Source organism: Vibrio sp. 1580, from assembly GCF_033340055.1.
This window is the reverse complement of record NZ_JAWOVT010000020.1, coordinates 21,994-35,408: the sequence shown is the minus strand read 5'-3', so window position 1 is coordinate 35,408 and position 13,415 is coordinate 21,994. Positions and strand designations below refer to the sequence as shown.

12 protein-coding genes are annotated in these 13,415 nt (G+C 50.0%); 1 reads left to right on the top strand and 11 read right to left on the bottom strand.

Annotation, left to right across the window (positions count from 1 at the left end):
* Nucleotides 1-52: 52 nt before the first annotated feature.
* Genes R7093_RS21945 through R7093_RS21930 form a run of 4 tightly spaced genes read right to left on the bottom strand, consistent with a single transcriptional unit; the run spans nucleotide 53 to nucleotide 2,025 of the window.
* Nucleotides 53-604 (bottom strand): FlhC family transcriptional regulator, encoded by a 552-nt coding sequence (locus R7093_RS21945; protein WP_001020646.1) that lies wholly within the window; start codon nucleotides 602-604, stop codon nucleotides 53-55.
* On the bottom strand, nucleotides 601-1,266 hold the full coding sequence (locus R7093_RS21940) for a hypothetical protein (protein ID WP_002210562.1): 666 nt from the start codon (nucleotides 1,264-1,266) through the stop codon (nucleotides 601-603). Before R7093_RS21940 ends, R7093_RS21945 begins: the two co-directional genes overlap by 4 nt.
* Nucleotides 1,220-1,753 (bottom strand): transglycosylase SLT domain-containing protein, encoded by a 534-nt coding sequence (locus tag R7093_RS21935; RefSeq protein WP_000790610.1) that lies wholly within the window; start codon nucleotides 1,751-1,753, stop codon nucleotides 1,220-1,222. Before R7093_RS21935 ends, R7093_RS21940 begins: the two co-directional genes overlap by 47 nt.
* A complete protein-coding gene (locus R7093_RS21930) occupies nucleotides 1,753-2,025 on the bottom strand; it encodes a transcriptional regulator (protein ID WP_000356489.1) in 273 nt (90 codons plus the stop codon). Before R7093_RS21930 ends, R7093_RS21935 begins: the two co-directional genes overlap by 1 nt.
* 715 nt (nucleotides 2,026-2,740) lie before the next feature.
* Here R7093_RS21930 and R7093_RS21925 point away from each other — a divergent pair.
* Nucleotides 2,741-3,103 (top strand): hypothetical protein, encoded by a 363-nt coding sequence (locus tag R7093_RS21925; protein ID WP_000683483.1) that lies wholly within the window; start codon nucleotides 2,741-2,743, stop codon nucleotides 3,101-3,103.
* 37 nt (nucleotides 3,104-3,140) lie between these two features.
* Here the strand turns inward: R7093_RS21925 and R7093_RS21920 are convergent, their stop codons facing one another.
* The 7 genes from R7093_RS21920 to R7093_RS21890 all read right to left on the bottom strand — a co-directional run bounded on the left by R7093_RS21920 (nucleotide 3,141) and on the right by R7093_RS21890 (nucleotide 13,238).
* Nucleotides 3,141-6,755, bottom strand: a complete 3,615-nt coding sequence (locus R7093_RS21920; RefSeq protein WP_000534551.1) for a conjugal transfer protein TraG N-terminal domain-containing protein — start codon at nucleotides 6,753-6,755, stop codon at nucleotides 3,141-3,143.
* 12 nt (nucleotides 6,756-6,767) lie between these two features.
* Nucleotides 6,768-8,201 carry a conjugal transfer protein TraH gene (locus tag R7093_RS21915; protein ID WP_000256129.1) on the bottom strand — a complete coding sequence of 478 codons (1,434 nt, stop codon included), beginning with the start codon at nucleotides 8,199-8,201 and terminating at the stop codon, nucleotides 6,768-6,770.
* A gap of 1 nt (nucleotide 8,202) precedes the next feature.
* The gene (traF, locus tag R7093_RS21910; protein ID WP_000749520.1) at nucleotides 8,203-9,219 is read right to left on the bottom strand and encodes a conjugal transfer protein TraF; all 1,017 of its coding nucleotides are present in this window, start codon (nucleotides 9,217-9,219) and stop codon (nucleotides 8,203-8,205) included.
* 134 nt (nucleotides 9,220-9,353) lie between these two features.
* Nucleotides 9,354-10,865 carry a UvrD-helicase domain-containing protein gene (locus R7093_RS21905; RefSeq protein ID WP_000811656.1) on the bottom strand — a complete coding sequence of 504 codons (1,512 nt, stop codon included), beginning with the start codon at nucleotides 10,863-10,865 and terminating at the stop codon, nucleotides 9,354-9,356.
* 8 nt (nucleotides 10,866-10,873) lie between these two features.
* On the bottom strand, nucleotides 10,874-11,152 hold the full coding sequence (locus tag R7093_RS21900; RefSeq protein ID WP_000101263.1) for a hypothetical protein: 279 nt from the start codon (nucleotides 11,150-11,152) through the stop codon (nucleotides 10,874-10,876).
* On the bottom strand, nucleotides 11,152-12,192 hold the full coding sequence (locus tag R7093_RS21895) for a DNA-binding protein (RefSeq protein WP_000101568.1): 1,041 nt from the start codon (nucleotides 12,190-12,192) through the stop codon (nucleotides 11,152-11,154). The genes R7093_RS21900 and R7093_RS21895 overlap by 1 nt, the downstream gene beginning before the upstream one ends.
* A gap of 170 nt (nucleotides 12,193-12,362) precedes the next feature.
* The gene (locus R7093_RS21890) at nucleotides 12,363-13,238 is read right to left on the bottom strand and encodes a DNA replication terminus site-binding protein (RefSeq protein WP_001097010.1); all 876 of its coding nucleotides are present in this window, start codon (nucleotides 13,236-13,238) and stop codon (nucleotides 12,363-12,365) included.
* Nucleotides 13,239-13,415: the final 177 nt, after the last annotated feature.

Genomic DNA, 13,415 nt, shown 5'->3' with positions numbered 1-13,415 from the left:
AGCGCCGCAAAGTTTGGGCGCTCATCTTCTGGTCCGAAATGTCATAGTCTACTCAAGCACACTCTTTCTCCCCACCACCATGCCTTCCTTGTTCTTTGCAGAACGGACATTCAACGCAGGTTCTTTGATTAACAGAGGTGAAGTACGTACACTTGCAGTTGTCGCACACCTCCAGCATTGCGTCCCCACTTCTCAGCTCCGAAGCAAGACACCAGGCATCAGTAATATCAAACGGAGCCCACCGAGCACCTTTCATTCCGGGCACTTCTTTGCGGATTGCGTGATACATTCTAAATGCCTTGTTCAAGGCTTTGATGTTCACAGACCGCAACACGGCTTCTCCACCAATGTTGAAGTAGAGCTGCATTAGAAGAGAGGCCTGTATCTTGGATGTGTGACTATGAATCAGTGTCGCACCACCCCGGAAAGTTCTGGATTTTCGTTCCAGAGTATATCCGTCCCTCTCCAGATCCTGGTAAAGCCGTCTGACCTGTTTGTAGGTCAGACCAGTCTCGATCATGATGATTTTTGTGATGTACCCAGCAAGGGCCATGTGTCGAGCTGTAACCCAGCGACCCAATGTACCAGAGTTGCCAATGTTCATCTCCACCTCCCACGTCCCTGTAGAGACTGTTGCAGTTTTTTCAATACCGGGTGTGTTAACTCTTCCCGGCTGTCATCGAGAATTTCTTCAATGATGCTCGGAGCAAAACGAAGCGTAAAATGCGTAACCGTTGTTCCAGACATGTGGCGCAACTGGCTGTCTGTTGCCTTAGCCACCAGCTCCGCAAGCTCTCTCGAAACCCCGAAAACTTCCTTTGCCATCTCCGGGTCTCTCGATGCGACGCGGTTAAATAGCAACCAGTAGGCAGCATCAAATTCATCAACACTATGGTTGATAAAAACTACAGGGTCGTAGTCGCCAGAGAGTCGCGTGATGATGTTCTGCTCTGCTGTTTCGAGTTTGAAAGAGATCAACACGCCAGAGGCCAGAGCTTCCAATTGGGAAGGTGTTGCCAGTGACAGCTTTTGAACGGTGTCCATGCCCAAAGAAAATTGTGAGGCCGCATCATCTGGACGTTCTTTTGCCAGAGTGGATAGCAGGTTCCACAATGTCAGATCGAACTCGTAGACGTTTCTATCAGCTTCTTCTTGATCGAGGTTGACGGCTCTTGCATCCCACGCACCAATAATATCCAGTTCCAACATTCCGCCCCCCTCACAAATCACGAAGGTTGCGATAGATAGCCAAGACTCGGCTACCATAGTTTCTGGCTCGGATTTCGTCTTCCCAGGCGTGATAGCGGCCAACGCCAAGCTCCAAGTCATTTGGAGATGACTGAATGGCTTCTGATAGCACCTCTGCCCCAACCATGACGTTGGTCTCTGGGTCGAGAAGATCTGCTGGAGAAGAAACTCTATGACCATTCCACCGGATGCTCACTTGCATAAACCCGACATCAATGGCACGACCGTACTGCTGCTGAAACTCAGCGAGCTTAGCCTTTGCCTGATCTTCCGACTTAGCATAGAAAGGAAGCCCAGGAACGCGAAGCGTCCAAGGCCAAGGACTTATAGAGCCATTACCTCTCCCTGATGCAGATTCGGCCAATGCGACCGAATACACTAGAAGAGGGTCGAGGTTATATGCTTTCGCTGCTTTGTCGAAGATGGTTCCGCTCAGGTCAATAGCATTCGCTGTTGATGAAAGGAGAGCCGCAGACAGAACTAGCGCCTTGGCTTTGTTCTTCATCAGCTTGCCTCCTTATGTCTGAGGGGTATTTCGTGTTCTTCGTCGTACCGCTCCGGCCAAATCTCAGACGGCTTCACACCCAAAGCTGTAGCTATCTCATGTTCCCAGCGTGGACTGGGCTTATAGAGTGCCGTAGACACCACCTGCCGAGATGTTTTGTGTTTTCTGCCCAATGCGGCCAGAGAAAGCCCCTGGATCTTGAGTTTGTACTTGATCCACTCACGTTTCTTCTCTGGGTCGCTTGGGATGTCTATCAATTGGCATTTATCCATTGTTTGCCACCCTTTAAACTGCGTTGTTAGCCATACAAAAAGTGCGTTATTCGATGAACGCTTTTAGAGTTCTTCTATTGTCACAAACTGACACATTTTGCGCCTTTACAAGCCCAAATAATGATGCTGTCAACAATAAAAAACCTTTAAAAACATACACTTAACTTTGTACCGACGGAACAAAGTTACAATACTTTTAGTAATCAATGGGATACGGATATTTTTGCGATAGTAATGGAAAGTGCGCCAAAAGAATGGCGGAAATAGCGCACGGGGAGTGCGGTATTTTGTGATATTAAATAGCGTTTAGGTATAAGTGATTTTAGGGATACAGCGAGGGCTGAAATTGCGAATACAGCAGGAGCTGAGGAGGGCAGGGAAGGCAAAGGCGCATCCCGACCACACAAGGATGATGGTGTTTACAGAAAGAGATATTTGAGAAAGAGAACTCTGCGGTGTTGCAGATGGGGACCAAAGCGTTAGCAATGGCCTATTCCATAGTGTATGCGATTTGTTTGACATGTTCAACTATGTAATGCTTTGTCAATAAACGCCTTGTTCCGTAAGGGCAAACTTTCACATGTGAAAGTTTGAGGGCAAATTCTAATCGAAGAAGTTGCCAATGGAATGGTTGTTTAGCAAAAAATAGTCAAACTTTCACAGTTGCATTTTTTGATGCCGTGGTAAACTGGAGGTAAAGAGTAAGGGGGTTGATATGAAACATGTGGTCAATATTCTTCTGCTGGGAATGGTGCTTCTGGGAATAGCCATGATGGCTGACACACCTTGGGGACTTGGTGTGGCGCTGGCTCCCTTCGGCGTTTGGGGTGCTCGTTTCCTATTTCTGGTTCACAAAAGCCTTTGGGCTGCTGTTATCTTTTGGGGAGGGATCGCTTACTTCCAGTGGCAAGTTGCTTTGGTTGTCGGGGCTCTGTTTGGACTAACGTGCTTTATCCGCGTTGCGCGGTCAGCATATAAAGAGGCACCACCTACCCGGCGCAGAAAAAAACAAACTGGTGGGTTTCAAGATTCCTATGATTTTGACCAGCGCTTCCATATTGGAGCTGGAGACGAATAAGGGGGCCTGCTGGCCCCCTTATTATTTGGTTGGTCTTTTAGAACCTTTGATTTGCTATGTTGTACCCCCTGACGGCAGTCAAATAGCTACCTGAACGGTCTCCAGCTTCCGTCGAGTTCTGCAATACGTTTACCAGCTTGTCCGTAAACTCTTCGTTTTGCTGAGAAAGAACAGGCTGACCTCCTTGCATCATCGGTGAGCCATCCGGGTTACGTTCTGCATACTCCATTTTCAGATTCTGAACAGCCTGGTTCATGCGACCTTCGTTTGTGTCAAACGATTCGGCATAAACAGCGGCTTGGGATTCAGTCAGCCCATAACGGCTTTGAGCGATAGACTGCATCGTTTCTTTGAACTCATCACCGTACTGGTTCATAAACTGCTGCGCGGCTCCACCACCAGCTTCTGCGGCAGAGGATAGCGCTGCTGCATAGAACGCGCCGCGTTCCTCAATGCTCATCCCTTTAGCGGCTTCCGATAGATCAGATTTACCAGTTAACCACTCCTTCGCTGCATCATAGCCGCTTGCAGCAGCTCCCATGACGTTGCGGCCAAGTTTAGCCATACCGACCATCGCATCACCGGCCCAGCCAAACTCCTCTTGCACGGCCTGGTCGCCGCGTTGAGTGGCCGCGATGAATTGGTCGCGTTGTTCAGGTGTCATCGTTCTCATTTGATCCATCGCTCTTGAGAACGCATCAGCGCCAGCTTGACCACCAGCAATGAGAGCTCCACCTGCTTGTTCAGCTCTGCGGCCCATCCAATCACTGGAGTTGTCCCACGCTCCCCACGCCGAAGCGCTCCAAGACATTTCCGGAAGCGAGTTCATAAGGTTATCTTGGGCTTTTTTCAGTTCAGGAGCAGATACATTTCGCTCTGTTTGCTGTGCTTGGTTATGAAGAGCTGACGTACCGGCTGCATGTTCATTTTGAACAAGGGGGCTATTCGTTGGTAACTGCCCAGCTTCTGATGCCGGATTAGTTCCAGCCATCCCAGCCACATTCTCCCGGAATCCGGTTGGGATGTTAGGTCCACTGCCTACAGCCCCTTGAACCTGACCTGGTAGGCCTTGAACATTCGGGCCTTCAATGCCGTTATTTCCGTAAGCATCACCACTAAATGCTCCGTTGCGACCGGACGCGGTATTGATCGCCTGTAGTGCGGCTTGATACCCGCCAAGCTCCTTACCCTGTTCGTAATTTTTGGAGTTGGTCATTGCTGTCATTCGCGCTGCTGCCTGGGCCACTTGAGGAGACATTCCGTAGGCTTGGTATCTTTGCTGTAGTGAAGCCGCCTCGTCTTTAACCGATTGCGGCGCGGCATTTCGGAAATAGTCATTCAGTTGGTTCATGGCCGCAGGGGTTTGTGCTACTGCACCACCGAGAGTTTTAAAGTCGGTATTAGTCATGGAGCCCATTTGGTTTTGGAGCTGACTCATTGTTGTGAAGGTGTCCGATGCAGACACCAGTTCAGAAGCGGACTTGGATAGGTTCTGGGATAAGCTATCGCCCCAGGTTTGCTTGAATGACTCGCTTCCAGAACGGCTGAAACCCTGCGCTAATTGATTTGTCAACGCCTGGCTATCGGTTTGCGAATAGCTCACACCCTTCATGAACTGGGACACATCACTCGCTGACCAGCTTGAAGAGTCTTGAGTTGATGACTCTGTTGCTCCCTTCGCTTGCGCTTTGATGTCCAGGACATCACTGCCGCCGCCTGATTCGCCATTACCACCAGCAGGAACTAGGGCTGTACTGTTTGATTTCACACCAGCAGCGGCCTTCATTGCTGCCCTGGCCTTGCCAACCATAGGCATAAGCATGGACGCAGCTTCGTCAACATCGAGTGTGCCCATAGCCTGCATGGCAAAAGCACCTTTGACAGCATCAGAGTGGCTATCATCCACCTGGAACTTATCCATGAAGTTCTTGGCTTGCTGGTTGATCAATTGGCTTTGAGCTGTGTTTTGCGACGAAACGTTGCGCCCGACATTGGAGAGTCTTGAATAGGCTTGATCCTGACTTACTCCATCAGAAAAACCTCGACCAAGAGTGCTTTGGAAAGCCTCCGATTTCTGACTTTGTAATGCCTGTGCGGAGCTCACGCCTGATGCCAAGGTGGAGCCAAGCGAGAAGGTACTGATCATGCTTTCTGCGCCGTTTGCAATCGCACCACTGAACTGGTTGTGATTGTACGCTGGCTGACTTTGCATAACCGGACCTTGCTTGAGTAGATCTGGCGTTTGCATCTTTTCGTCAACGTGGTCAGAACCACTTATTCTCGATGCCAAGCTGGTGAAGGCGTAGGTGCTACCTGTGACGATAAACAGGGAAATCACCGGAGTGGCCGCAGCCAACATGCCGCCGGTTGCAATCCAGTGTTGCAGAACATCTCCAGTTGAGGAAAGAGCGTACATGGAGTTGAGACCACCAGCACTGAGGCTAGACATCTCATTTGACGCGGCGGTATGAACAAACAGGTTTATAATTGAGAGGACTGGCATCCATAGCTGAATCCAGAGGATGGTTTGTACATATTTCCCGGCTAACTGGAGGCCGAAGCTGCCCATCACGATAATAAAAGCAATGATCGGGGTTATAGCATAAATAAAGCCTTCAAAGAACGTCAGCATTGGTCGGACGACGGTCATGAACATCGACTGCTCTGCGGCCCACTGTGTGTTCCGTTGCTGAATAGCCTGGTTGACCATCAATGCAGAGCCATAATCCTGGAGGTCCTGATAACGTCCTGCTGCGGCTTCATAATAGAGGGGCTCCAGAACGGCGGCTTTCAGATAGTCGATTGATGACGTAGTTGTGGCACCCATCGCTTGAAGCGAATCGGTCAGCTTCGTTAGAGCGTTGTCTCCAGTTGACGTGTCAATACCCAGTAGGCTGTTAAGAGCATCAACAACAACCGGGCTGCTTAGGTTGGCGGTTGCAGTGCTAATAGCCACCCATCCGTCAGTACATGTGTAGTCAGCGCCGTCAGGGTTTGCTGTAGACAAATACAACCTAGTTCCGTAGAGCTGTGAGTTGAATCGCAAAGCTGAGTCAGTTGAACGGTTCATCAACTCATCAAGGGACATTAGGTTGAGATCGACTTTGGTTAACGTGCATTCCCGAATGTAATTGTTCCAGGAACGCCTCACGTCAACATAGCCGCCTCCATTTGCTGAGTTAAGCGCAGTAAAAACTCCTGTGTCATAGGCTCGCCGTCTGACGTCATTCAACAGTTTCAGTGTTTCGGAAAAGTGGCTTTCCGTGACATTGGGTACGATTACCCCATATCCAGTTTCAAACAAATTGGTGATGGTGTATCCCACGTTGGATATGACACCTCCAGCAAAGCCTACCCCAATAGGGACATTGGCGACGACTCGAACCTGCCCTGTATAAGCGTCCTCGATAGTCACAGTTGTGGTTGGGCCGAAGAAACAGGCATATAGAATCCAACCTACCAGCACTTGCTGGAGGTTGATTTGCTTTGCGCCCTGAAAGACGGACTGAATACAGATCATCAAGACCCCAAGAAGCAGGCCAATACTGACCATCTTCTCGAAATCCCCGGTGCCGGTGATCATTGATACTGCAATCAGGATTTGCTCCAGAAAAGCAGAGTCACCGATAGAGTGGATTGAAAAAGATCCCATTCCAATAGCTCCTTAGTTCGTGCTAGGAGGATTGGACAAAGTTGCCAGCATGTATTTTTGCTTGCGGATGTTGTCCAGTAGGTTGTTGTATTTCTCAATTTGGCTTGCCAGATCGCCGTATTGAGAGGACAGGATTGTGTATTCAGCACGGATTTGCTGTTGCGATTGCGCGAGAAGCTCTAGTGCCTCTTTCTTGTAGGGTGATTTGCTGTTAGCCATCGCAATGCGAGCTGCGCGGAAGAACTCTTCCGAGAAGCTATACATCATGGTCAGGGCTATCGCTCCTGATGACTCTGTTGCGAACAGGTTAGCGCCGTCCTGTGAAAGGACAGACAAGTTACGAACAATGGTGCCAATCCCTCCGGGGAGGTTAGAAACAAAGGCCTTTTCTGGGTCGGTTAAGGTTCCAGAGTTCGTTGCGTATTTGTAGATCACACCAGGTGTAGAGCTTGTTCCTAACAGCATATCGGTGATCTGGTTCTTGATACCTTTGAGCACGACAGTTTTATTGCTGGAGCCAGCACTCAGGCAGTTGGTCGTATCAGAATCACAGGAATAGATCTCAACAGAACCGCCTGAAATCAGGTCTGACAAGGTGATCTTGTTACCTGGTAGGGTCGTCAGAGGGGTTGTTTTCGCACCAGTGCCGGTTGAGTTCGGGTCGTTTACCAGATCACCAATGATGACTGTGCCGGTTAAAGACATGATCGCTTCAAGAAGGGTGTTATCCCCGTACTGGAACCAGGTGTTGGCGTTGTTGCTCTTGAGTTGCTTCCAGACGATGTTGCCAATCATCTTGTTGTATTCGTCAGGTTTGTTGGCTTTCAGTTCTTCCAGAGGACTCTTGCCGCTGGTTTCCTGCTTGGACCCGAAGAAGTCTTCATACAGGCCGGAAGTTGTCGCGGTTATAGAAGCATCAGTTTTGTGTTTAAGGTCCATGCCGCTGGTTAGGTCGTTCACGAAACCTTGAGCGAGCTGGCAGGAGTTGCCCAGATGTTGGTTGAGCGCTTGCACTTTCTTCTGGAAGTTCTCTATCCACTTCGCTCCGTCCGGGAAAACGTTATCGAGCGCAAGCTGGAAGGCATAGCCCTTGGCGTTGGCTGCTACAGCCCGAAGGAGTTGGACAATTTGATCCGCGTTAATGAAGGAAAGCGAACCGCCGAACAGATCTACACCACCGCAACCAGCTTTCCATGATGGAGGGGCAAAGCTCACCAGGTTCTCGTCGAAGATTCGTGTCTTTGCAGTGAACCGGCCACCAGCTAAAACGCCACGTCGTTGGCTTTCATAAACCCCAGGTGGTGTTGTGTTGCTCATTTCATTGAAGAGTTTGTCCATCTGTGATTGGAGGCCGTTAGCGGCTATCGCCCCTGTCGGTGCCATGACGAGACTGGCCGCCACACTCAGGGCAAGCAGGCTCCTTTTTAATGTCTTGTGCGTGACCATCTTAGTTCTCCTGTAATTTGTCCCGGATGTACTTCATGAGTTGTTCCGGTGGCACAAAGTTGTCTTTATCACCGCTCGCTTGAGATAGCTGTTTGAGGTCAGAGCCCAGCTCTGGTGAGGCCAAGCGTTCGGCTATGTTGTTTTCCAGGTTGAGTACCGGACGTGTACGGTTAAACTCTTCGTCTGTGACCCAACCATTGCGTTTTGCTGCGACCAAAATCCTGTGATTCAGCTCAGGAAGAGACATTGGCCCTTGTCCTATAGGAGCGAACTGACCGTCTGGAGATGCGAGGTAAACAGCAGGGAAAGTTACGATACCAAGTTGTTTGGCATGGCCTTCATCGGTTTTGTAATGGGGGAAAAGCCCACTGGGGAGTGGTTTGCCGTCCATAGATACAGGAATGATCGAGAATCCTTCTCCTTGTTCCAACATCTTGATGAGCGGTGCTTGCAAGTCACTGTAGTCATCGTCGGACTTGTAGAAGAAGAATATCCCTACGCGTTCGGCTACGCTTTTGAGTAGCATGTTTTTGGCGTTACCAGCGTCACGATCAACTTGTTGTGAGGCAAACGTGGCAGCAGGACGTCGAGTAATTTCATCCAAGAAAGGATCACCTACGACCGCCAGCTCTGTAGCATCGGAAAATTGTTCAGAGCGATCTATCGCAAATCGTTGCAAGTAGAGAAACGTCCTGACGTTTTCAACGGTAGGATTGTTCCAAGCAAGGTCTTTGTACTTGGGTAAGTTTTCCCGGAACCATTCCGCTGAGAACATTTCTGGGCCGCTCGGAAGCGGAGCAGCAGGCTTAGGCTGTGTAGGCTTCGCTTCTGCCACAGGCTTTGGTTTGGGCTTTTCGGGTTTTTTCTCTGGTTCTTTGGGCTCTTCCTTGTACCAGAACCAACCCTCTTCCTTTCGCTCATAAAAACCAGGTCTTGTGCCATCTTGAGCCCAAGCCTGGTGTGATGCCCCCAGCGTGAGCGCTGCAAGGAGCAGTAAATTCAAAGGTGATTTTTTCATAGTCTCACGCACGTATTTTCCCATGCTCGATATGGTAGAGGTGGGAGGCGTGAAATTAGGCAGGTGTAAGCGCCCATTTAGGGCGCTTAGAGCGTTTTATTTGTCAACTTTCACATGTGAAAGAATTGACCAAACTATTTGGTCGTGTCCTCTTCAACTTCTGTCGCTTCTGCGGCCATCTTCATCTGCTTCTCGACCATGCGTTTTTGGGTGATGTAGCGGATAACCATCTCGACAGCGCTGTTCAACGCAAGGATTCGCATCGCTCTGGTGGATGCAACGTAGAGCAGGTTTATTTCATCGTCACGGGCCATTGGGTCGAGCTCTGGGTCCAGGACATCCGGAAAGTCGTCATAGAGCTGAACAAAGTCCCACTCCAACCCTTTGCACCGATGAGCTGTTGAGACCGTAATGTCAGCCCCAAACTCTTCTTTGACTGTATTGCGTCGTAGAGTGGTGAGTCGTTCAGGGATTTCATCGTAGCTGTTGATGATCTTGACAGCCCTCATCATCTCAGGGTCTTTGGTCGCCTTCGCTACTTCTTGATACTCGAAGTAGTCTTCATACTCATCAAGCAGTTTCTTATTCTTTACCCGGTCTGGCTCTGCCATCGAAAACCAGTACAAATCCTGGAGCTCATTGATCTGGTAAGCGTCGATTCCACCGACCCAGAATACCTGCGCTCCGGATTCGGTCGCAGAGAGCGCCGTCTCTATAACCCCCATGACGGTTCGGTGAAGTATTGCGCGGTGGCCCACGTCACCTGGTAAAAACATGAGTACCTGATCTGCTGGTCCCCGGCCAACAACAGGTCGTGTTTCACCTTTGAGTTCAAGAAGGGCGTTTGCCACCAGCGAAACGTTGGGGCCAAAGCGGAAGCTATGAGTGAGATAGAGTTGGTCGGCGTTCATGAGCTCTTTGCTATCAAGGGCGTTGTTTGCGCCTCTGAACCTATAGATCTGCTGGTGGCGATCTCCAACCAGGATTACCTTGCAGTTCTGCTGTAGGACGATGCTACTTGTTACGGGGTTAGCGTCTTGTGCTTCATCAAAAAGAATGGTGGTGTACCGGCGAGACAGATTCGGCATCCCGAGCTGATACTGTTTGAGGTAGCAATCGTGTACGGTCGGGAACGGATCTTGAACGTTTGTCATCCGTTTCCATATGAGCTCAGCACCTTCGACCACCTGGATTTGGTATCTCTCCTGTTTGGACGTAAGCACTTTACCCGTATCGGCGCGAGCAAAATGCGTATAAAGAATCCGCATGTCTGCACTACACATAAAGGCGTTGAGCGTATCGAGAATATCTTTGGCAAACGTCCAGTTCTTGGTATTCACCGCTTGGGCAATATCGGTGAGCCTTAGGTTGCCGGAGAGTTTGTGCTGGTAGCCCCTTCCTATAGTGGCGTAGGCAAGCTGGTGGGACGTTTTGCAGTCTACGTTTGCAGGAAACTTTTCTCTTGCCTCGTCGCGGATAGCCCTGTTGTATGCCAAGTAGAGGATACGTGAATCGAGGTTGTTGTGGGCGTACTTCACCAGTGTCGTGGTTTTACCCGTTCCAGCGTAGGCCTTAACGACAAGGCGAGGCCCTTTGTACTGAGTGATCAGTGATTGTTCTGGTGTGTCAGGAGGAAGTTGTTTCATGAGGCCCCCTACGACAAACACATCTGGAGAGTGATGCGCTTCTTTTGTGTCGAGAGGAACGTACTGATCCGCTTTTCTTCTCGGGGGAGGGATACTTCACAATCCAGATCTGTCCACCAGTCTGGGGCTTTACCTTGAGCCACCTCCGTAACCCAACTATGGAGACGGTGTAACCAGCGATAGTCGCCAATAGATGAGGTGGCTAGTGTCATAGCCTCCTCAATCTTGGTTTGAAGAGCCGCAGCTCTGTGTCGCCACTCTTCTGAATATTTAGCCTTTCGCGCCATCAGTTTTCCTCTTTCTTTTTCCCTCCCTTACCAGCTTTAGCGAGCTCTTGCTCCAACCCAGAAATTTTGGTCAGTGCATCATTGAGTCTTTGTTCGAGGCTCTTGGCCTGCTGGTCTTTTTCCTGCAACTGACCAGCCATCATGCCTTTGTCTTGAACAAGAGCGCGAGCTTCTGCTTCGGCGCTGGATAATTTGGCGTCCAGCTTTTCTACCTCTCCAGATAGGCGCTGGCACTCTCGTTCAGCGGATTCGCCATGAGCTTTGGCTGTGGCAAGGGAGTCCTGTGATTGGGCCAGTTTGGCCTGTACATTTTCGAGCTGCTCTTTCAACGATGTTTTTTGTTCCTGAGCGGCCCGGAGCTTTTCTGTCTGCTCTATACTCTTGCCTTTTTGCTCCTCCAACTCACCCTCTGTAGTTGCCAATTTTTGGCTCAAAGAGCGATTTTCGCTTTTAGCTTGCTCCAGGTGATCCTGTGCTCGGGTCAGATCTGCGGCTTTCGCCTCCAGCTTGCCCTCCAACTCAACGATCCGCTTTTCCAGCTTATCAATGTCAGCCAGTGAGCGTTCTAGCTCCGCAGACTTGAGGGATAGCGAGTTTTCTGCCTTACCAAGGGCCGCATCGAGCTCTGATTTTTTGTTGGTGAGAGCTTCAAGTTGTTCCTCCAGTAGCTCAGCCCGTTCGGTGGCATCATTTGCCATGTCCACGGCTTGCTGCATATCTTCCTGGTACTCAATTTCTTTCTGTCGTAGCAGTTCACGCTCGCGCTCAAGCTGTTCATCGGCGCTTGCTTTGGCTACCGTATAGATCTTCTGTAGGAAGAGCTCAGCATCGCTCATAACCGATTCTGGAAGGACTACCTCTACCAGCTCTTCATCGAGGGAGTGTTCCTCTGACCACTGTTTGAGATACGTTGAAATGGTGGTAAAGCTCCCCTTGCCAATGATGTCTCTGATAGCGATGACCGTTGGGCGTTTACCGGCGTCCTTGAGCTTTTGGGCCGCAGCCGCTACATCGTCAAACTCAACCAATTTTCTTGCCATGAGAACGTTCCTTTTAATTTGTAATGTTTACGATAATTACGATAATTACGATAATTACGATAATACGGTAATTATCATAATTATATATCATGCTGCTGTCGATTGGAATTGTTTGTGTGGGACAAAGCCCTTCCGGCTGCGGAAAAGCCTTGTTACGCGGTCACGCTGATTCATCCAGGGAAGGATTCGATAGTGACTCCACCGAAGGTGCCAAGGATTTCCGATGCCGCTTTATCAGATCGAGTTTTGCGTTGTTCTGAGGCGTCAAAGTTACGAAGCAATTTGAGCTGAACATCCTTATCCTGGAGCACGATCAGGGGCATTGGCGCGGTAACGGTTTTGAGTACCCCTGCGGCCATGACGTTTGCCACCGGTTGAACCTTTACTTCCCTTCGCTCCCGGAGATAAGGCTCCGGGGTGCTGGCGATCTTCTGGATAAGCTGCTCCAGGGGAAGTTGATAGTCTGGCCCAGATCGCTCCAGCTCCTCTCTGATGCGTTGCAAAAGCTCCTCTTTTACGGGCTTCTTCAAGGAGTCCTTCCGTTGCCAGGTGAAGCGGATAGAGTCGATGTCGCCATTGGTATAGCACCGAATTTGTCTGTAAAGGTGGAGAGTCATGACACCAGGGCAGTCCGCTCGAAGTGCTTCAAACCTCTCTTGCCTGGTGGGGTACGTCGAGATAATGAACTCCTCGATACCAGCTTTGGCCGCGTTGATGCGTTCAACCGTCGCCGCAATTTCGTCAGCTACACCAATCCTGGAAGGGGAGAACCAGAGTACCCCCACGGTGCGCCTGGCAGACTTCTGCGAATAGTCTGGGTTGATGTGAAGATCTCTGTAGCTGTGCGCTGCCAGCTCAAGAGCTTCGCGCCCAGTTTGTTCAGTTACGACAATCTTGTTGACGGGCTCGTTCTCCATTCCTTTTCCGGTAGGAGGGATGGCCGCAACTTTTGCGTACCGTGGCGGTAGTCGTTTGATAAGAGAGGACAGGTTCGTTAAGTCGCGGCACATGGCCGAGAATTGTTCTGATATGAAGTTTTTAGCCATGCTGCCGCCTATGTGTGGGTTTGTTCTAACAGTTCATTGGTTACATAGTAGACAGATTTAGACCATCATGCAACGAGGGGGAGGGGCAAGAATACGCCTCCGCTTCGCGTCGGCGGGTGCCCTGTTTGACCTTCGTGTGTGAGATTAGATTGAGAAAGAGAGAGAAAAAGAGAGAAA

Bases quoted from the DNA above. Each gene is read 5' to 3' on its own strand.
- R7093_RS21945 (WP_001020646.1), bottom strand. From the start codon at position 604: ATGAACATTGGCAACTCTGGTACATTGGGTCGCTGGGTTACAGCTCGA.
- R7093_RS21940 (WP_002210562.1), bottom strand. From the start codon at position 1,266: ATGGTAGCCGAGTCTTGGCTATCTATCGCAACCTTCGTGATTTGTGAG.
- R7093_RS21935 (WP_000790610.1), bottom strand. From the start codon at position 1,753: ATGAAGAACAAAGCCAAGGCGCTAGTTCTGTCTGCGGCTCTCCTTTCA.
- R7093_RS21930 (WP_000356489.1), bottom strand. From the start codon at position 2,025: ATGGATAAATGCCAATTGATAGACATCCCAAGCGACCCAGAGAAGAAA.
- R7093_RS21925 (WP_000683483.1), top strand. From the start codon at position 2,741: ATGAAACATGTGGTCAATATTCTTCTGCTGGGAATGGTGCTTCTGGGA.
- R7093_RS21920 (WP_000534551.1), bottom strand. From the start codon at position 6,755: ATGGGATCTTTTTCAATCCACTCTATCGGTGACTCTGCTTTTCTGGAG.
- R7093_RS21915 (WP_000256129.1), bottom strand. From the start codon at position 8,201: ATGGTCACGCACAAGACATTAAAAAGGAGCCTGCTTGCCCTGAGTGTG.
- traF (WP_000749520.1), bottom strand. From the start codon at position 9,219: ATGAAAAAATCACCTTTGAATTTACTGCTCCTTGCAGCGCTCACGCTG.
- R7093_RS21905 (WP_000811656.1), bottom strand. From the start codon at position 10,865: ATGAAACAACTTCCTCCTGACACACCAGAACAATCACTGATCACTCAG.
- R7093_RS21900 (WP_000101263.1), bottom strand. From the start codon at position 11,152: ATGGCGCGAAAGGCTAAATATTCAGAAGAGTGGCGACACAGAGCTGCG.
- R7093_RS21895 (WP_000101568.1), bottom strand. From the start codon at position 12,192: ATGGCAAGAAAATTGGTTGAGTTTGACGATGTAGCGGCTGCGGCCCAA.
- R7093_RS21890 (WP_001097010.1), bottom strand. From the start codon at position 13,238: ATGGCTAAAAACTTCATATCAGAACAATTCTCGGCCATGTGCCGCGAC.